General features: G+C 45.2%; 19 protein-coding genes. 8 read left to right on the top strand and 11 right to left on the bottom strand.

Features of this window, described 5'->3' with window-relative positions:
* Positions 1-4 precede the first annotated feature (4 nt).
* From F3I09_RS14910 to F3I09_RS14885, 6 genes are all read left to right on the top strand, one after another.
* Positions 5-631, top strand: a complete 627-nt coding sequence (locus F3I09_RS14910) for a response regulator transcription factor (protein ID WP_149695834.1) — start codon at positions 5-7, stop codon at positions 629-631.
* An 88-nt stretch (positions 632-719) separates the two neighbouring features.
* On the top strand, positions 720-1,901 hold the full coding sequence (locus F3I09_RS14905) for an AhpC/TSA family protein (RefSeq protein WP_149695833.1): 1,182 nt from the start codon (positions 720-722) through the stop codon (positions 1,899-1,901).
* Positions 1,902-2,065: 164 nt separating this feature from the next.
* Positions 2,066-2,347, top strand: coding sequence for a hypothetical protein (locus tag F3I09_RS14900; RefSeq protein ID WP_149695832.1), 282 nt, complete (start codon positions 2,066-2,068; stop codon positions 2,345-2,347).
* A 243-nt stretch (positions 2,348-2,590) separates the two neighbouring features.
* A complete protein-coding gene (cysC, locus tag F3I09_RS14895) occupies positions 2,591-3,151 on the top strand; it encodes an adenylyl-sulfate kinase (protein ID WP_149695831.1) in 561 nt (186 codons plus the stop codon).
* 41 nt (positions 3,152-3,192) lie between these two features.
* Positions 3,193-3,984 (top strand): sulfotransferase, encoded by a 792-nt coding sequence (locus tag F3I09_RS14890; protein WP_188133817.1) that lies wholly within the window; start codon positions 3,193-3,195, stop codon positions 3,982-3,984.
* A gap of 57 nt (positions 3,985-4,041) precedes the next feature.
* Complete coding sequence (locus F3I09_RS14885; protein ID WP_149695829.1) at positions 4,042-4,602, top strand: putative glycolipid-binding domain-containing protein; 561 nt, start codon at positions 4,042-4,044, stop codon at positions 4,600-4,602.
* On the opposite strand, the gene F3I09_RS14880 is transcribed toward F3I09_RS14885, so the two are convergent.
* The 4 genes from F3I09_RS14880 to F3I09_RS14865 are packed head-to-tail and all read right to left on the bottom strand — an operon-like array spanning position 4,599 to position 9,627.
* Positions 4,599-5,435 (bottom strand): hypothetical protein, encoded by an 837-nt coding sequence (locus F3I09_RS14880; protein ID WP_149695828.1) that lies wholly within the window; start codon positions 5,433-5,435, stop codon positions 4,599-4,601. The two genes, F3I09_RS14885 and F3I09_RS14880, sit on opposite strands and share 4 nt — an antisense overlap.
* Before the next feature lie 18 nt (positions 5,436-5,453).
* Positions 5,454-6,209 carry a hypothetical protein gene (locus tag F3I09_RS14875; protein WP_149695827.1) on the bottom strand — a complete coding sequence of 252 codons (756 nt, stop codon included), beginning with the start codon at positions 6,207-6,209 and terminating at the stop codon, positions 5,454-5,456.
* Between the two features lie 11 nt (positions 6,210-6,220).
* Complete coding sequence (locus F3I09_RS14870; RefSeq protein ID WP_149695826.1) at positions 6,221-7,309, bottom strand: hypothetical protein; 1,089 nt, start codon at positions 7,307-7,309, stop codon at positions 6,221-6,223.
* 11 nt (positions 7,310-7,320) lie between these two features.
* Entirely contained in the window at positions 7,321-9,627 is a 2,307-nt protein-coding gene (locus F3I09_RS14865; protein ID WP_149695825.1) for a hypothetical protein, read from the bottom strand.
* Between the two features lie 465 nt (positions 9,628-10,092).
* On the opposite strand from F3I09_RS14865, the gene F3I09_RS14860 reads away from it, so the two are divergent.
* The gene (locus F3I09_RS14860; protein WP_149696050.1) at positions 10,093-10,302 is read left to right on the top strand and encodes a YwbE family protein; all 210 of its coding nucleotides are present in this window, start codon (positions 10,093-10,095) and stop codon (positions 10,300-10,302) included.
* Between the two features lie 75 nt (positions 10,303-10,377).
* Positions 10,378-10,611, top strand: a complete 234-nt coding sequence (locus F3I09_RS14855; protein ID WP_149695824.1) for a hypothetical protein — start codon at positions 10,378-10,380, stop codon at positions 10,609-10,611.
* A gap of 12 nt (positions 10,612-10,623) precedes the next feature.
* On the opposite strand, the gene F3I09_RS14850 is transcribed toward F3I09_RS14855, so the two are convergent.
* The 7 genes from F3I09_RS14850 to F3I09_RS14820 all read right to left on the bottom strand — a co-directional run bounded on the left by F3I09_RS14850 (position 10,624) and on the right by F3I09_RS14820 (position 18,179).
* On the bottom strand, positions 10,624-11,508 hold the full coding sequence (locus tag F3I09_RS14850) for an AraC family transcriptional regulator (RefSeq protein ID WP_149695823.1): 885 nt from the start codon (positions 11,506-11,508) through the stop codon (positions 10,624-10,626).
* 131 nt (positions 11,509-11,639) lie between these two features.
* A complete protein-coding gene (locus F3I09_RS14845; protein ID WP_149695822.1) occupies positions 11,640-14,192 on the bottom strand; it encodes a TonB-dependent receptor domain-containing protein in 2,553 nt (850 codons plus the stop codon).
* Positions 14,193-14,273: 81 nt separating this feature from the next.
* Entirely contained in the window at positions 14,274-14,639 is a 366-nt protein-coding gene (locus tag F3I09_RS14840) for a winged helix-turn-helix domain-containing protein (RefSeq protein WP_149695821.1), read from the bottom strand.
* Positions 14,640-14,809: 170 nt separating this feature from the next.
* Positions 14,810-15,790, bottom strand: a complete 981-nt coding sequence (moaA, locus tag F3I09_RS14835) for a GTP 3',8-cyclase MoaA (RefSeq protein ID WP_149695820.1) — start codon at positions 15,788-15,790, stop codon at positions 14,810-14,812.
* Positions 15,780-16,388: an NTP transferase domain-containing protein gene (locus F3I09_RS14830; protein ID WP_149695819.1), complete on the bottom strand. Its 609-nt coding sequence runs from the start codon at positions 16,386-16,388 to the stop codon at positions 15,780-15,782. Before F3I09_RS14830 ends, moaA begins: the two co-directional genes overlap by 11 nt.
* An 11-nt stretch (positions 16,389-16,399) precedes the next feature.
* On the bottom strand, positions 16,400-17,518 hold the full coding sequence (locus F3I09_RS14825; RefSeq protein ID WP_149695818.1) for an XdhC family protein: 1,119 nt from the start codon (positions 17,516-17,518) through the stop codon (positions 16,400-16,402).
* Between the two features lies 1 nt (position 17,519).
* Positions 17,520-18,179, bottom strand: a complete 660-nt coding sequence (locus F3I09_RS14820) for a hypothetical protein (RefSeq protein WP_149695817.1) — start codon at positions 18,177-18,179, stop codon at positions 17,520-17,522.
* Positions 18,180-18,188: the final 9 nt, after the last annotated feature.

Below are 18,188 nucleotides of genomic sequence, written 5' to 3'. Positions count from 1 at the left end.
TGCTATGCCTAATATCTTAGTTGTCGATGATCAGGAGGTGGTCCGGTATGGAACTACACTCATTCTGCAAAAGTCCATCGAGGATGCGCATCTCAGTGAGGCGTCCAGTTTCGAGGATACCCTGAAAATATTATCTACTAAAAAATTCGATCTGATAATACTGGACATTGACATGCCGGGAGGGAATAATCACCAGATGCTGGATGTAATCCGCCTCAGACATCCGGATGTCAAGATCCTTATCTTCTCCAGCTACGATGAGCAGATCTTCGGATGGAGGTATCTTGAAGCGGGAGCTGATGGTTTCCTGTCAAAAAAAACCGGTATAGAAGAGATCAAAAATGCCGCTAAGACCCTGCTCAGGGACGAAAAATACCTCAGCCCTACACTGAAACAGACTTTACTGAACAATTTTACCAATAAAAAAGCTGCCACTAATCCAATTCAGCGTTTATCCAGCCGTGAGAACAATATCATGCAACTGCTGATAAAAGGCTCCAGTGTGGCAGAAATAGCGGAAAAACTCAGTTTACAGATCTCAACTGTCAGCACCTACAAAAAACGCATTTTTGAGAAATTGCAGGTCTCTAACGTCATAGAAATGATAGAGAAAGTACAGCTTTACTCATAATTCCCCATTCTCCAATTATTAAATAATTATTATATTGAAATCCCAAATCAACTAAAATCATTAACATAAGCATTATTCCAGTAACCCTATGAAAAAACTATTGACTGTTGTTACGGGCATTCTTGTAACTTCTATTTCCATGGCCCAGGAAAAACGCGGCCCCTTCCAACTGGACGGCACTATTACGGGCAAAGACAACGGATACGTATATCTCCGTTACGGTAATGGCTTCTATATTGAAGACAGCTGTGCTATAAAAAATGGTGCTTTTTCCTTCCAGGGGATGCTCAGCGAGCCGGTATTGGCCACCATCAGCAGTAATGGAGAAAGCGGGATTGACTTCTATCTTGATCCCGCCCAGATGACCATCAACATTAAATCGCCTGCCTTCCAGGAAGCCACGATAACAGGATCGGGCACTCAAAAAGATTACCAGGAACTGTTAAATGAGAGGGCCAGCGTGCAGCAGGAGATGGCGCCCCTATCCAGGGCCTTTGAAGACGCCAATAAACTGTACCTGAAGGCTATCCAGGCCAGGAAAAGCGATGCAGAACTGAGCACGCTGAAGGCAAAAGCAGATGCTGCCAAAGAAAAGCTCGCACCCCTCCAGGAGAAGGCCAGGGATGTGAGCTACGGCTTTTTCCGTTCTCATCCGGATTCCTATGTCACGGCTGCGGAACTACGGTATTTTACCAGCTACATGAAACCAGAAACGCTGAAATCTTATATATCCAAACTCTCCCCCTGGCTGCAAACCAGCATCTATGGCAGAGAACTGACTGATATCCTGGAGAAGATCCAGAACGGCTCACCCGGTAGCCGCGCCCAGTTATTTAGTCAGCGTGATATAAATGGCAACCCTGTCAGCCTGACGGACTTTAAAGGCAAATACCTGCTGCTTGACTTCTGGGCCAGCTGGTGCCTTCCCTGCAGAAAGAACAATACCCATCTGAAAGAGCTATACGCTCTGTATAAAGACAAGGGACTGACAATACTAAGTATTGCTGATAATGACAATAAAGCCGATGAATGGAAGAAAGCAATTGCAAAAGATGGTGTGGATATCTGGAATCACGTGCTTCGCGGACTGGATACCGGCAAATTTAAAGAAGACGGTAAGCCACAACCAGGAGATATTTATAATATGTATGGCGTCCATGCCGTACCTACCGAGATCCTGATCAACCCTGAGGGAGTCATTATAGCCCGGTTTGGAAGCGGAGGAGACGACTACGAACAGTTAGATACTAAACTGGCGGAGATTTTCTAAGAACAGTCTGCCCGGCAATTCCTATGAGCACAGCCTGCCGGGCAGTCTGATCAGATTTCGGGGGAATAACCAACAAATTTCACATTTCTATATGAAGGCATACGGGCTGAAAATGATACCTTTGTATTTCAGTTTTGTTAATGGCCTAAAACAAGTTGTGTGTTATGGAAATTACCTTTCACATTTTGTTACACCTGAAAACACTGGACGGACATGAAAACTTCGGCAAATTCTGCATGGGTCATGACAGAGAAACAGCCGACGGTATATTTTATCAGCTGAAAGGGAACTCCAATGTAACGGATCAGTGTGGCCTGCATCTTGAATTTATAGAGATGCATGGTACGCTTCCATATAATATCAGAATGCTGAGTTGTACATTGGATCAATTGGCAGAAAACGTCAGGATCATTACCAAAGAGACATTCAAACGATTTACTACATAACGGACTACTACAAACTTCTATTGACCTGTTCCAGGAAAGGTGATGCGTGAGAAATTTCCAGTATACGTCGGTACATTTCCGGGATTCATCTATATTATCTTTTCACTGAGGCATAATTAGCTAGTTTAGCCACCATATCACACTGCGAGCACACATTTAACCCACCATTTTCCTATAAACTGCACATTTACCCATTTACCTACATCACTGCTGTCGGCTGTTCAACCTGTAAATCAATATGCGATGATTATACAACTATGCGGTTTATCCGGTGCGGGCAAAACTACTATTGCGAAAAACGTACAACGAAAAGCAGCAGCTTATGGTACTCCAATCGAAATTATTGACGGCGACAGTTACCGGGAATTCCTTTGCAGGGACCTGGGTTTCTCAAAAGAGGACCGTTGCGAGAATATCCGCCGCCTGGGCTTTGTTGCCAGTCGTCTGTCAAGTTATGGTATTGTAAGTATCATCAGCGCCATTAATCCTTATGAGGCAATACGGCAGGAATTGTCTGCCTCCTATACGCACGTCAAAACAGTGTTTATTGATTGTGCGGTGGACGAACTGATTGCGAGAGACACAAAGGGGCTTTATAAACGGGCGCTGTTACCAGACGGACATCCGGATAAGTTAAGCAATCTTACAGGCATTAACGATCCATTTGAAGTACCCTCCCAGCCTGATCTTCATCTTCATACAGATGAACAGAGCATTACCGCCTGCACTAATTTATTCCTTCAATTTATAATCCAGTCACTGGCATTACAGCAGGCAAAATATGCCAGCGTGGCTTCCAACTAAGAGACAATAACATGAGCAATAATGTATTAATCATAACGGGCATGCACCGTTCGGGCACTTCATTGCTTACCCAATGGCTATATAAATGCGGATTGCACATGGGAGATCAGTTCCTGGGAGCTGGCATTGGCAATACACAGGGACATTTCGAAGACGTAGATTTTTATAATTATCATCAGCGGGTATTAAGCGAACATGATCTTCGGAAAGATGGTCTTGTAAGTACACTACCCTCTTTATCTGAAGCGCAAAGACGATCCCTGCGCCTACTGATCCGGGAAAAGGCGGCAAGCCAGGTGCAATGGGGATGGAAAGATCCGCGCACCTGCCTTTTCCTTCCCTATTACAGGGAGTTACTACCGGGTGCACGCTACCTTGTGATATTACGCGACTACAGGAGCGTTGTCAGTTCGCTTATACAACGCTTATACGCCGAAAGCGTACAAAAATATGAGGGGAAAGGATGGTTACCACGGATGATCTGGAAGTATTTCAAACAACCCTTCCGGAAAGAGAAATTGCTGAGAAAATATAGTGAACACAATCTGAAAGTATGGATTTCCTACAATGAAGCCATCCTGCAACACCTGCAGCAATTACCGTCTTCAGCCTACCTGGTGGTTGATCACTCTTTTCTTGCTAATTGCAACAGGAAAGTGTTTGATCACCTGTATGCCGAATGGAAATTCTGCCTGGAATACTACAATTTCAATGCTTTGTATAAAGAAAGCCTCATTAGTGAGAGACTGGATATTACATCTTATATAAAAGATCCGTCCCTGCTGCAAAAGGCTGCAGATGTACAATGCAGATTACAGACGCTGGCAGTCTGATCCGATTGATCGGGGCTTATCAGCGCGATTTTTTCGTAAATTGAAGAAAAACGACGTATGACCTCGAAGCAAATTATCTGGAAAGGAATTTACTATAATACGCTCGAATACCTTCATCTTCAGTCTGATAATGCTCATCATATACGTGGATACATTACCGGTCTGGTGAATGATCTGCCGCTACATGTGAACTATCATATTACAGCTAATGCGGACTGGGAAACAACCGCTGTCCTGATCAGGGCACATGATCATATACAGAAAGAGTTGCAGTTTACAAGACAAGACGGCAAATGGTATGATAAACTGGGAACTATTCATGAGATCTTTGATCCCTGTATTGATATTGATATTTCCATTACGCCATTCACGAACACACTGGCAGTGAACAGGTTAGCGCTCGTGGAAGGGGAATCGCAGGAGATCACTGTTTTATATTTTGACCTGCCGGCCATGGATGTGAAACCTGTGAAACAACGGTATACGCGGCTGGGAGAAAAGCTGTACCGGTACGAGAGTCTATGGTCAGGCTTTAAAGCAGATCTTGAAGTCGATGAAGATGGATTGGTATGTGATTATCCCGGGATATGGCAGCGGCAATGGCCCGTTTCGAACTAATCTTCTGCATTCTCATCTGTCGGTTCCTGCACAAAATCGGGATGTCCCACAATCCAACCGGAATCCGTCTTCGATCTAACTAAATACCAGATCCATTTTTTGTCACGAAAATTTCCAATCGAGTCAATGGCTCTTATAAATCCTACAATTGAATGATCTTCCAACAGCCTGATTTTATGGGCATTTGTGTCCGGCCTTTCATACAAAGGTACAGCACTTATTATTTTAAGCCTGGCGTCTCCCTTCAATGATATCTCAGGAATATCAAATTTGATCTCAGGATATAGTTGCCGCAAATCATGCGCCGTTCTAAGGAAATATCCTGTCAAATCGTCTATAGCGCCCGGAGGTACTTCCAATTTTTTAAAACTACCGTCCTCTGTGGATTTTTTAAAACAAATATATCGTCCATCGAAAGCGACGCCTTCGTAAAAAATATTATTGCCATACTGGCTTTGCCTAATAATTCCTAAAGATTTAACAAAATATAGATCGTCATCGCCGACAGCAGCTCCTCCGTCCTCAAAAGTTGAATATTGTATTCTTAACGCCGTTTCATCTTCAAAAAACAACATTGCTTTCATCGTATCATTGATGCCGTTGGGAGGAAAGTAGGCAGTCCTGGTTGTATAGACTTGACTTTTGATCGCGCCTACAGTGCTGTCTATCCTCTTCATCATCTCCTGTTCAACGCCATTCCCTTCCTCTGGCGGACCTGCTATCCCCTGCTCAATAGCTACTGTATCGTTAGTTACATTTTTCCCGGCCTCAGTTCCAGCGCAAGCGTTGGTCAGCAAAAGAACTACGGCAAGTATGCTGCTTTTATAATTCATAGGTTAAGGATATATAACTTACTGCAAATCCGGCGAACCCACAAATACTTTGTACTCACTATACGCGGCTGTGGGCTTAAATTCATCGCCCTCTTTGTAAAAGAACTTCATGCTATCAAACTCTTTTTCCTGCCCGGAAAGCTGTTTGTAGTTATCATAATAGCTCTGTACAATCGCATATTCACCATATTCTTCAGGCGCTTCTGCATTGGCGCCACCGGTAGATTCCATCAGCATGGATGTTTTAAGCACATATCTCATGGACGTCAGATAACCGGAGGACTTGTCAAAATCCATCTGCAATTCTTTATAAGGCCCACCTTCCTTAAAGCCAACCCGAATAGACTTCACCGTTCCTTTTTCGGTAACAGAACACCGGTTTACACCCGCTGTTTTCAATGACGCCCGCATCTGCTCCAGCGGATCAGCAGCATTCATCGCCATCGGTTTTGACAGATACATGATCTTGTCTTCCTTAAAAAGCGTGATCACATATTTATCATTAGCAGTCATTTCAGTATTAGCCATCTGATAATAATACTTACTGCCGGCAATATCTGCGTGGCCGCTTAAAGAATCCAGTATCTCACCAGGATGCAGCTCACTGGCATAAGTATACCTGATATCAAAAGACAACGCCTTCTGCTGGTAAACACCCTGCAGTGTTTTCATTTCAGCAAATAATTTCGCCGTATCATTCACCTCCTGTGCGTTTGCGGTGTGAAGCACTGCAACACCACACAGGATCATTAAACCTGTTCTCAACACGCTCATATCTTTTTAACTTATTTTGTATAAACAAACTTCATCTGCCAGTATTCATTCCTCGAATTCTTCACACGGAGCAGATAGCTTTTACCATCCTGCAGATTGTATTTTCTTTTTACTTCAAATGCCATCATATTATCACCTGGTTTAACGTTCAGGTCACCGGAAGCGATCACGGTATTACCTGTCTCCAGCCCTACCAGTTCGTACTTAACAACATTATCGTTCACCTCATTGGTATAAGTAAAATGTACATTTCCGGTTACTGCCGCTACAGCTCCGTCCAGTTCTTTTCTAAGCTGGATATGCGTATTCTCTGCTACTTCCTTTTTTACCAGCGTAGACTTCAGCCTGAATGTCCACACATCTGTCTGTGCGGCAAAAGCAGGTCCGTTCTTGGCAATAATGGTCCATGCATATTGTTTGCCTGTATCCAGCGATAAAGCTGAAGACGGGTAATTGGCAAACAGATTATTTGTAGAAGGCAACCTGTATACAGGCAGGTTTTGCTGTATTGCTTCTACGGCAGATTGTCCACTCCTCACTTCTGTCAGCAGTAACTCATAATTCAGATTACTGAAGATACTGGCAGGAGATGGTGGCAGCCAGGTGAACTGCGGATTGAAGGTTTCCAGTATGCTCTGATCCGCTGGTGTGTTCAGTAACGGCGGACCTACAGGAGCTACCGCAAAAGGAATACAATCTTCAGAGATCAGATCTCCGTGAGAAACACCCTGTATAAACAAACTGTAACATGCCTGGTAGTTACCTACCGGCAACAAGCCATTCGGGCTTCTGTCTGCTACATTCGACAGGTATTCATACTGAACCGGAGACACGTCGCTCACCTGCAGCTGTTTTGCCCCTTTCGTCAATGTAATATTACGGGAAATACCAGTCAATACCGGCTGGTTAGTTTTGATATCTGTCAGGCTCATTACTATTTTAACTGTAGTCGGGGCCTCAGATACGGATACCAGTACGACATTCCACAATTGCGCTTTCACCAGGACGCCCTCCGGAGGTACTTGAGCAGTCATACTAACCTGCGCTTTGGTCTGCATACCAAAGAAGAAAACAAGCAGTAACAGCAGGTAATTTTTCATTTTGATCATGTTTAAAATGTCTTTGTATAGGTTAATCTTCCATTATTACTGGATACCAGGCGTTTCTGCATACCTGGTATAAATGCCTTTTCTGCCATGACAGCAATCTCGCCCAACAGAGGGATGATTACTCTTGCATTGCCGGAGTAGCCCATCTGTGTAAGGTCATAAACTGTCTGGTAATTATATTTCATACCACCACCGATCTCAAGCCATGTTCTCATCTTATACTGCACATTTCCATCTGCACCATACAGGTTGTACTCCGGATTGGTAGCGAATGAGCCTCCACCATTGATAGTGAATTTCCCCACAAAAAGGGTCTGGTTCAACATCATATTCTTGCTGTTGAAATAAAGGAAACTACTATCAGTCTGTTTATTATAGAATTGCGTGTAGGAGAATACAGTGCTCATCATAATACCCCTGTAGGTATAGAAATGGCTGGCGGTTCCCACCAGGTTGTAGAACAGGTTCTCCTGATAACTATTATCACTCAGCTTTGTGATCTGGGAGCTTGGATAATACCCCACGGTTATCACCGGCCACTTCTTTCTCCTGAAGGTTGCCTGTATGCTTTTGAAAACAGTATTGCTCTGATAGTTTGTCTGCTGATAACTGGTGGTAAAATCATTCTTCTTGATACTTCCGCTGATGATCAGCTGTTGTTTGAAGAAAGGCTGATCCACGCGGATGGACCACGCTGTCTGGGAAGAACCGGTAGTAAAGAGGCTGAATGACTGAAAATTAGCGCCCATCGTCTTATACATACCATTGATCTTCGTTCCCGTTTGAGGCCAGAAAGAGCTGGCTTTTACAGAATATGCCTCGTTGGAATGATCAGCCATTTTAAAAACGCTTCCCAGTGTACTGCTATGATCTTCAGCAGATCTGGCATAGGTGGGCAGTGATGATTTGGCGGCCTCTCCTATGATATAATTGTTCTCATCCAGCTGCCAGCGGCCTTCCAGGGAGAAACCCATGATCCGCTGTTCCAGGTTGCCGGTATTAACACCACCGGGAGCAGTATTAAAATTATATACCTGCTTTTTGCCGGTATAATAAGTCATGATGATATTGTTACCATCTCTCATTCCCAGACCTGCGCGCACGAGAGTCAGATACTGTCTGGACCTGTTCTCATTAAAGAAAAAGTCCCGGAAACGGTAGTCTACCCTGCCTGTTGCAAAAGCTACATAATAAGAGGGATTGTATTCCGCCTGTACACCCAGTATACTTATATCCTTAGCCGTTAGCTCTGAATAATTGACCAGCGTACGGCCAATGCCGACCGATCGGATCGCCAGCAGGTGTTTGTAACCTTTGGGCAACATCGTATCCGGCAGGTTCGCTGCCTTCAGATTCTCCGCCAGTTCCTTATTATTCCTGCTACGTATTAGTATATCTGCCAGCGCGCCTTTTCTCGTGTTATAGATACCCTCCTGTTTCCTATACAGCGCCTGTAATTTTGCCAGTTCGCCCTGCAGGGAATCCAGTTTCCTGTCCACCCCTTCATAGCTGGCAGTCAGTTTTTTCAGGGCAGAATCTGCCTTGTCCTTTTCAGAACCGCCCGTACCCTTCACATCATCAGGCAATTCCAGTCTGCCAAGCCCTCTTTTTCCAATATTCAGGTCAGGCATTTCAACTTCCGGCTTATTGAGCGCAGCTAAGGAATCTTTGATCCTCCCATAATAAGCCCTCTCCCGGGCCTCCACCATACGCTGTAATAAGCCGGGATCTGTTTTCCACCCTCTCAGCTTATTGATCTCCATCTGTTTGGCTTCCAGCTGCATCCTGAGTTTTTCCAGCTCTTCCAGCTGCGCATATTTCCCGGCATCCCAGCCTTTGGCGCGTTGTAACATGGCATTCTTGAAATCCCTGCTGGTGAACTGAAGATTAAAGTCTGTAAGATTCCTGAAAAGAGAAGAATTCCCCATCCTGGTGGTAAAGTTCAGCCTTATTGGATAACGATCCTTATAGGTGAGCACCAGGCTGGTTTGCAATGTATGCTGGTAAACGTCTTTCTGTACAAAAGGGGTATCAACATTGGACTGATAGAAAAGATCATACATCACATTCCCGTGCACGGTCAGCAGCGGAGTACGCGGAATAGCGATTACAGGGGTATGGCTGTTTTTATTATGTTCGTAATATCCTATCACCGTGTCATAGCCTGTTGGCCGGAAAGGAACAATGACGATAGCAGGGGCTTTATTATCTCCATTCACAAAATAATACAAACTATCGCCGAACTGAGGGTATTGCTGGCGTTGCGGAAGTTTTACCTTCCATTTCCTGTAATAGTCAGACATCTGCATATTTACCGCAGATTGACTATATACATGGCATATAGTGGATAATAAAGTGATTAAAAGGGATAAATAATATTTCACGGTATAACAAATCGAACTACTTTCAGGCTAATAACATGCTCATCGACAAGAGATCAGGTGTAATTTGCCTTATAGTAAATTATTAATCAGGAAAGCAAACAATCTCAAATAAGTTTTTGAACAAAGCAACGAAACATAACAAGTATAAACTAATCCATGCCGGAACAAATACGGGAAGAAAAAAGGATTCTTTTCACAGAGGTCTGGCGTCAAACAATCCAAAATGTTGTCCCAATAGTTGTATCGCAAACATAGGCATTTTTTAAAACATTTAATATTGTACGGATGTTTTTTTATTCAAATAATTGCCTGAAGGTCTAGTTATTAGCGTGTTGACGAGGTACACGGGATGGGGTAAATTGCCTACCTTTGCGCCCACAATTTAAAACTATGGAAGGTCAGTACAGAAAAGATATATACCCGGGATTGGCAGTGGCGATCATTCTCAAGAAAGACCAGCGCAGCGGGAAGCTGACATATGGCATTGTAAAAAACATCCTCACTTCCTCCCCTTACCATTCCCGGGGTATAAAAGTCAGACTGGAAGACGGTCAGATAGGCCGTGTGGCAGCCTTCGCTGATGACGAAGACCTGCTTTAGAATGGCCGGGTCCTGAATGGCGCTACCAAGATAAAAAAATTCACTTAAATACCTTCGCGAGGTTATCTTTGCCACATGAAATATGCCGACAAAGAGATCCAGGAGATGGAGGAATTTTTTAAAACAGCTGATCTGCCAAAGACTATTGACTTAGGTCCGGGAAGTGTTATCACCAATGTTCCGGCTTTTGTGTACAGCCACCTTCAGATTATCAAGCTAAGAAAAGGGGTAGGGATTTTTGAGATTTTCTACGACCGCCTCGTAATAGTGAAAGAGAAATTATCCGGAATAAATCAGGGGGTATCATAGGTACTCCCCCAATTATACCAGCTTTGCCGAACGGGGTGTCATACCCGTTTGCTTTTTGAAGAAGTTATTAAAGTAAGCCGGATAATCAAATCCCAGGCTATATGCGATATCCGCAATATTCCAGTCTGTATTTCTCAGTAATAATTTTGCTTCCGCAATAATACGTTCCCTGATGTGCACTGTGGTAGCCTTTCCTGTAACGTCCCTCACTGCATGATTGAGATGGTTAACATGAATGGCCAGATGTTTTGCATAATCACCCGCTGTTTTCAGCCCCAATGTCTGAGCCTGGGAATTTATAGGAAACTGTTTTTCCAGCAATTCCATAAATGACATGGTGATACGCGCCGCAGCGCTGCTTGGTTTATGGACAGTTGCAGCAGGTTGCATCCTCAACGCTTCATGAATAATGAGGTTCACATAATTTCCGATCACTTCATATTTGTGTACATAATCAGTTGCTTCTTCGGCTATCATTTTGTTGAAAAGACCTTCCACTGTTGCATATTGCTCCTCACTCAGAAAGCACACCGGGTTACCTCCTATTTTAAATAATGGCGAATCCTGCAGGGAAAAATGTCCACTGTTACGGATATGAACAAAATCCTCCGTAAACTGGCAATAGTAACCTGTCCAGCGTTCTGAAACAGGCTCCCAGCTATAAGGCACTAAAGGATTCGAAAATGTCAGTGCAGGCCGGTCTATCAGAATGCCCTGATCAGCGTAGTGTAACCTGCTGATACCTCTGAATAAGGTTATTTTGTAAAAATCCCTGCGGATATAAGGTGTGGCTACTTTAAACTGATCACTTACCGCATGCACTTTAAAATGCCCGTTCTCAATTCTCACCCCATCACATCCATACATTAGACGTCCTCTGTTTTCGTTGGCTTCCATATTATCAAATTTGAGATAAGACTATTCTGACAATAAATCTACGTCAAAATAGTCTTACTCAAATGATTCTCCGTAAAATCGCCAACATTTGGCATTCAAATACCACAACTATTTTATTGAATAGTCTTTTCTCAACGAATACCGTATGTTAATGTCAGACAATACATTCCTCCGACAGACGGACCTCCCAAAAAGGAGTAATAATACTTATTCAACAGGTTGCTGGCGCCTAGTTTCGCCTTGCAATTCAGTTTATCAAACATGTATGTCACCTGCGCATCGACTGTAGAATAAGCGTCTACATTACCATTTACCAGGAAAGACTGCCAATAGTAGCTGCTCTGCCATTTCCAGGAAATACCGGCTCCTGCATGTTTGATGATCCGCTCTTTAGCTACAGACACATTCACTGTCCAGGATGGTGTATTAAAGCCATCTTCCAGTCCGTCTTCCTTGTCAGACATCTTCAGTTTTGCATAGGTCACATTTCCATTAGCCACATAGCCGTGTTCTGTATAGGTCAGCCCTACGCTTCCGCCATAGTTGTTCACTACGGTCTGGGAATTCGTCCACATGCGGTACGGACTCTGTTTACTCTTATTATACAGCGCAAAAGGAATAGAGTCTGCTACTTCAGTGTTCGGCACATTCATATTCGCCTGGGCAATAAAATTCGCATACTTATTCAAGTAAGCTTCTGCATCTATAAAAAATCTGCCTTCATCAAAGATGCCCTTGTACCCTACTTCCACCGACTTCACATGCTCTGCTTTGATATACGTATAAGGATTCTTCTTCAGGATGTCTCTATTCTTTGAGATAGCTTCATTCTGTGTCAGTCCGTTCTTATTGATATCGTTCAGCACTGCCGATTGGAAAGCCGTAATAGATGAGGCAAGCCATGCGTTCTCAAAAATGCCCTGCGACATGGCAGGCAATCCGCCTACACGTTTCACACCGCCGCTATTCACATTGGAATATGCTTCAAAGATGCTCGGATAGCGGTAGCCACTCTGATAAGACGCGCGGAAATGCTGCGTATTTACCGGTGAATACACTGCGGTGAAACGAGGCGTGATCATCAGATCGAAATAGTCATTCTTATCGCCACGCACAATAGCACCCAGTTTCAGATCGCCGTTGAACAAGGTCTTGGTAACAGATATGAAACCGCCTGTCTTGGCATAATGAATGTTTGTATACTCCTTGCCCTGTTCAGTATTGATAAAGTAGTTCCCATCCGGCGCTATGATATAGGTACGGTGGTCACCGCCCACCAGGATCTGCATACCCAGTTTGTCCTTCACGTCACGCAGCAAATCAGCTGTCAGATCTACCTGGCCTTCTGCATGTATAAAACTTGCTTTTACTTTCAGTGCAGCGCCGATATCCCAGTTATTGATCTGCGCCAGCTTGTTCAGGGTATTATCGAATGCAGCCGTTCCTGGCTGATATCTGCCGGCATCTGCAGCTGTCCTTGCCTGCCGGTGAGCATCCGCTACAGAGGCTCCGGCCCCCGTTGCATTGTTGAAAGCCGTTGTATAGTCTGCATACCATTGATTGTCCGATTTGTAGTTGCGGTCAATGTTCTCTGCCATAGAACGCAGATTATAAGAGTTACCAGTGTTCTCACGGTTCAGGTATAACTTCAGTTCTACACTGTTGGACTGGAACTGTAACCCATGCTGTTGCACCAGATAATCCGCCAGGCGGAAACGGTTGGCCCGCTGATATACGTTATCCAGCAGGGCCATATGGTACAGGTAGGTCAGCGTCATACCCGGCTTCAGCTGATAATAGATACCCGCATCGGCCTTAATATTCTGCAGACCATAATCCACTACATCTCTTTCGTCATAACCGGTACGTGCTACCACATAATTACGTCCTCCCAATGCGATTGTTTTCCTGTCGGAAGATTCGTTTCCGTAACTGCTCAGCGGGTCCTGCGCCGGATTATCCTTTCCCAGTAATCCTGTGCTGGCATTCGCCTGTCCGTTCAGTTCTCTATGATCATCTGCCATCCAATCATATCCCTTGTTAAAAGTACCGTTGATCTTGAATGCAAGTTTTGGACTGATCACCTTTGCCCAGCGCAGGCTTGTTTCTGTATATACTTTTATACTGCTTTTGGCATCCCCGAGGTGTGTCAGCGCCGTTTTCTGCTGTATGCTTACACCTTCAGACGTGAATGGGTTTTTCGTAGAAATATTGGCCAGCCCGTTGACAGTATTCATACCGTACAATGCGGATGCCACTCCCGGCAGGATCTCTACATTACTGACATCAAGATCAGAAGGGCCCAGGGCATTGGCTATCGGTCCGCCGATATGTGGCGACTGCACATCCATGCCATCTACCAGTTGTGCGAAACGCACATTGGTAGTATTGGCAAAACCACGGGCATTCAGCACTTTGAACCCAAGGCTCGGGGTGATCAGCTGTACACCCTGTAAATGTTCCAGGGCATCGTAAAAAGAAGGTGCGGCAGACATCCGGAAGTATTGCTCTCCCGCTTTCTGAATGCTTACCGGCGACTGCAACAGGCTTTCCCTGGTACGCGATGCCGATACCGTTACCTCCGACAATATTTTCACCGTAGTATCTCTCTGTACAAAAGAAGTATCCTGTCCATACACACCTGCACTACATAAAACAAAAGCGATGAATAGAGATTTGGTCATAAAAGCTACTTATCACGTTATATCTTGTCGGATATAACGATCAGGTAAAAAAAGCACATTCTGATGATGTGCATGTGTGTCTTATTTTAAACGTTGTGTTTCTTCTTCGAGAAATTTGCTGAACCGCACCCTCATTTCCCGGTGATAGGCAATCAATTGGCGGGCTTCTTCAGAAATAGCAGAACCGCCTCCATTGTCGCCGCCTGTACTGGTAATCACCAACGGGCTACCTGCCATATGGTTCAGGTTACTAATGAGTTCCCAGGCTTTCTTATAGGACATCTTCATTTTCTTTGCCGCCTGGTTGATTGAACCGGTTTCCTGGATCAGCTCCAGCAACTCTACTGGTCCGGGGCCGAAGAATCGTTTGCCATTCCCTTCTACCCACAGGCTGCCATTTACTTTCAATGCGCCATTTACCAATATGTCTTTGATTGCTTTTTCCATTTCGTTAGATTCCGGTTGTGGTTGTGATAATATGACGATGTGTGATCCCGATTCCTAACCCCGCAAACGAGTCGCACACCTGGCGGCGTGGCTCAATGCAGCGAATGCTCATCGCACAATATCATTGATTGACAGCGCTTCTGCACATGCAATTTATATCATTCCGTCAATTATCCGCCGATGGTGATCATACTCCTGTTTTTAATAGCAGCGGCTTCCACTTCTTCCAGCTTTCCGGAGAACTGACCTCCCAACGCTTTAGCCTTGCTAAGGATGCTCTGCTGGATCAATGGCAATACGTCTTCCCCGTTTCTCAGGGCGGTCAGCAGATCTGTTTCCCCATTCGAGAAGAGGCAATTCTTCAGTTTACCGTCTGCGGTAAGACGCATCCTGTTACAGGTATCGCAGAAGGGAGCAGTCATGGTACTGATAACAGAAAATGTACCGGCATGGCCTGGCACAATGAATCCCTTAGCTGTATCATGTGCGCCGCCTTTTAAGGGCAGGTAGTCATACTCCGTACTGATACTTTGCAAGATCTCCTGTAAAGACATCACTTTATTGCTCGTCCATCGGTTACCGCTGAAAGGCATAAATTCTATAAAACGTACATGCACCGGCGTATGTTTCGTCCAGGCCACAAAGTCATTGATCTCAGTGTCATTCAGGCCCTTCATCACCACCACATTGACCTTTACATGAATGCCTTTCCCGATCAGCAGATCGATATTGCTCTTTACCTGGTGAAAAAGGTCACGTCTGGTAACGAGCATAAATCTTTCAGGCTGCAGGGTATCCAGGCTGATGTTCAGGGATCGTACACCTGCTTCTTCCAGCACATCTGCAAATTCATGGAGGCGGACGCCATTGGTAGTCATAGTGAGTTCCACAGGCAGACGGGAAAGAGATAGAATGATCTTTGCCGCGTCTTTTCTTACCAGCGGCTCACCGCCGGTCAGCCTTATCTTGCGTACTCCATTGGCAGCAAAGATCCCTGCTAAAGTGGCTATTTCATCGGCCTGCATTAAACGGGAAGCCGGCGTAAAGTCATAGTCTTCCTCCGGCATGCAGTAAAAACACCGCATGTTGCAATTATCTGTCAGGGAGATCCTCAGGTAATCATGCACACGGTTAAACGAATCAATTATCATCTGCTAAAACTTGCCCTGTTAATAATCGCTGATAATCCTCAGCTGTATCAATATCTAAAGCTCCAAGCGGAAAAGGCACCAGGGCCAGGTCGTCGGTAGACTGCTGTAGTATCTTTTTAGCACCTTCCTGCCCCTCTAAAGCCGTCAGCGCATCGAAATAGGTATTTGCAAAGAGTACAGGCGTACCTGCAGTATTATCGTAAGTGCAGGCGATGATTCCCTTTCCTGCAATTACCTGTTGGTCCATTAGCTGCCTTAACAAGGCTGCGTTGACAAATGGCTGGTCGCACACCATGATGATCACTCCTGCCAGGCCTTCATGTTTTACCAACATCTTCATCCCCGTACTGATGGATGAGCCCATGCCCTCTATCCAGTGATCATTCTCCACTATCTCAATCGCAAATCCGCAAAGTTTTTCCAGTATCTGAGGCGCATTAGCCCCCGTTACCAACACCACAGGACTGCCTACCGCTGCAATTGCTTCTTCCGCCATCTGACAGATCAGGGTTTTCCCCCTGTACATCAGCAGTTGTTTCGGCTGTCCCAGGCGGGAGGAATTACCCGCCCCCAAAATGATTACACCGTAATTTTCCATATCCATACGATTTACACAGTATGTATCGGCCCGTTTTTCTCTCTTAAAGGAATGCCAGTCCTTTCTGAAAGTACGCTTTTTATTTCAGCCGTCACAGACAATGCAATTTCTTCTGCTGTTTCCGCTCCTATATCCAGTCCCACCGGTCCGTGGATCCTGGATCTTTCTTCTTCTCCTATTGTGATGCCCTTTGCCGCCAGTTCGTCCAGCATGCGTTCCAGCTTCTTTTTAGGCCCCAGCGTACCGATGTAAGTTACTTCTTTTTGCAGGAGTAATTCCAGCAGTGCCAGGTCATAATTATAATTATGGGTCATCAGGACGAAAACAGTCCTTTCGTCGATCGTCACTTTTTGCAGCACTTCTGCCGCTTTGCTTACAATCACCCTGCGGGCGCCGGGGAATCTCGCGGGTGTGGCATAAAGGGCCCTTCCATCCACCACTGTCGTATGCCAACCCTGGATGCGGGCTATTTCCACTAAAGGCATAGCATCATTTCCTGCCCCTGCTATAACCAGGGAAACAGGAGGTTTCAGTAATTCGACAAAACCATGTAGTGCTGGTTTTTCGTCTCCATACTGTTTTACCATCCCCTGTTTCGTGCTGAACACTTCCAGCACATCTTTCACGATCTCTGATCTCAGATCACCGTCTTCCAGGCTTCCGGCAAAATTATTCCCTGAATAACGAAGACAGGTGCCAGGCTGCTGAGCAGCCTGGTTTAACCTGAAAAGAGTTACTAATACGGCATCCTCACGTTTTTCCAGCACCTGCTCCAGTAGCCTGATAGCATTGTGCGGCGAAACAGGGTCTATTGGTTCGAACAGGATGTGAACAATCCCATTACAGCCAAGCTGTACACCTATTTTCGCATCATCCTCATCCGTCGTGTCGTAGGTGATCAGCTTATTCTGCTGCTGGATGATAGCCAGGAGCGCTCTTCGCAAAGCATCTCCTTCCAGGCATCCACCGCTGATAGCTCCGGTCATCTCTCCATCTTCCGTCACCAGCATCCTGGCTCCCGGACGACGATAGGACGATCCTTCCACGTGTACAACAGTAGCGAGCGCCACTTTCTTCCCATTCTCCCGGGATTGTGCATAGGCCCGTAAAATATCCTCGATTTCTTTCATCTTATTTATCCGGCAAGTAAGCGCCCTTATCCAGCCATGTTTTAAAATGTTTCACAAATTCCGCACGGCTCATAGGCAAGTGGGCTACACCCTCTGCAGGGTTCCATCCGCTACCCACCAGTGAATCCTTGCTTACGTGCTCGATCAGGGCTTCATGGTCTTTGTGACCATTCAGATTTTGATTCAGCAGGGTCATTGCCAGCTCTCTCGGCTTTTTACCCTGGAACACCATCTTCATATCAGCCGGTGGCAGGTGCCAGTTCGGATTGCCCGGAGGCATATGCAGTCCCGGCGTATTCTGTGGCTGGTGACAGTTGGAGCATTTCATTGCATAAAGCCCCTTACCATCTGTACCACGCTGTACGTTCATGGTGTGTACGTGGCTATCGTCGCCCTGTAGCGGCCTGTCGCCTTTCGGGTGGCAGTTCATACACCTGGGATGCATCAGCACTTTATAAGCCTGTAAAAAGGCCTTTTTCGAAATCACACTATCCGGCTCCGCCATTTCTGCCTTAGCAACTGTTGTTTTATCTTCTGCAGGTACGCCATTGAAGGCATCCGTACGGAAAGATACTACAACCGAAGAAATTGCCGTTGCTGCAAGCAGAAGATATACAACTTTCTTTGTATTAAAAAACTGGTTTTTAGTTGTTTGTGCCATAACATCTCA

The organism is Chitinophaga sp. CF418 (genome assembly GCF_900142925.1).
Taxonomy (GTDB): domain Bacteria; phylum Bacteroidota; class Bacteroidia; order Chitinophagales; family Chitinophagaceae; genus Chitinophaga.
The sequence above is the reverse complement of the archived record's forward strand: the minus strand, read 5'-3'. Positions and strand labels throughout refer to the sequence as shown.

Excerpts from the sequence above, each read along its gene's own strand:
- F3I09_RS14900 (WP_149695832.1), top strand. The coding sequence starts at position 2,066 with ATGGAAATTACCTTTCACATTTTGTTACACCTGAAAACACTGGACGGA.
- F3I09_RS14840 (WP_149695821.1), bottom strand. The coding sequence starts at position 14,639 with ATGGAAAAAGCAATCAAAGACATATTGGTAAATGGCGCATTGAAAGTA.
- F3I09_RS14825 (WP_149695818.1), bottom strand. The coding sequence starts at position 17,518 with ATGAAAGAAATCGAGGATATTTTACGGGCCTATGCACAATCCCGGGAG.
- F3I09_RS14870 (WP_149695826.1), bottom strand. The coding sequence starts at position 7,309 with ATGAAAAATTACCTGCTGTTACTGCTTGTTTTCTTCTTTGGTATGCAG.
- F3I09_RS14820 (WP_149695817.1), bottom strand. The coding sequence starts at position 18,179 with ATGGCACAAACAACTAAAAACCAGTTTTTTAATACAAAGAAAGTTGTA.
- F3I09_RS14850 (WP_149695823.1), bottom strand. The coding sequence starts at position 11,508 with ATGGAAGCCAACGAAAACAGAGGACGTCTAATGTATGGATGTGATGGG.
- F3I09_RS14880 (WP_149695828.1), bottom strand. The coding sequence starts at position 5,435 with ATGAATTATAAAAGCAGCATACTTGCCGTAGTTCTTTTGCTGACCAAC.
- F3I09_RS14885 (WP_149695829.1), top strand. The coding sequence starts at position 4,042 with ATGACCTCGAAGCAAATTATCTGGAAAGGAATTTACTATAATACGCTC.
- F3I09_RS14830 (WP_149695819.1), bottom strand. The coding sequence starts at position 16,388 with ATGGAAAATTACGGTGTAATCATTTTGGGGGCGGGTAATTCCTCCCGC.
- F3I09_RS14875 (WP_149695827.1), bottom strand. The coding sequence starts at position 6,209 with ATGAGCGTGTTGAGAACAGGTTTAATGATCCTGTGTGGTGTTGCAGTG.
- F3I09_RS14860 (WP_149696050.1), top strand. The coding sequence starts at position 10,093 with ATGGAAGGTCAGTACAGAAAAGATATATACCCGGGATTGGCAGTGGCG.
- F3I09_RS14855 (WP_149695824.1), top strand. The coding sequence starts at position 10,378 with ATGAAATATGCCGACAAAGAGATCCAGGAGATGGAGGAATTTTTTAAA.
- F3I09_RS14910 (WP_149695834.1), top strand. The coding sequence starts at position 5 with ATGCCTAATATCTTAGTTGTCGATGATCAGGAGGTGGTCCGGTATGGA.
- moaA (WP_149695820.1), bottom strand. The coding sequence starts at position 15,790 with ATGATAATTGATTCGTTTAACCGTGTGCATGATTACCTGAGGATCTCC.
- cysC (WP_149695831.1), top strand. The coding sequence starts at position 2,591 with ATGATTATACAACTATGCGGTTTATCCGGTGCGGGCAAAACTACTATT.
- F3I09_RS14890 (WP_188133817.1), top strand. The coding sequence starts at position 3,193 with ATGCACCGTTCGGGCACTTCATTGCTTACCCAATGGCTATATAAATGC.
- F3I09_RS14905 (WP_149695833.1), top strand. The coding sequence starts at position 720 with ATGAAAAAACTATTGACTGTTGTTACGGGCATTCTTGTAACTTCTATT.
- F3I09_RS14845 (WP_149695822.1), bottom strand. The coding sequence starts at position 14,192 with ATGACCAAATCTCTATTCATCGCTTTTGTTTTATGTAGTGCAGGTGTG.
- F3I09_RS14865 (WP_149695825.1), bottom strand. The coding sequence starts at position 9,627 with ATGCAGATGTCTGACTATTACAGGAAATGGAAGGTAAAACTTCCGCAA.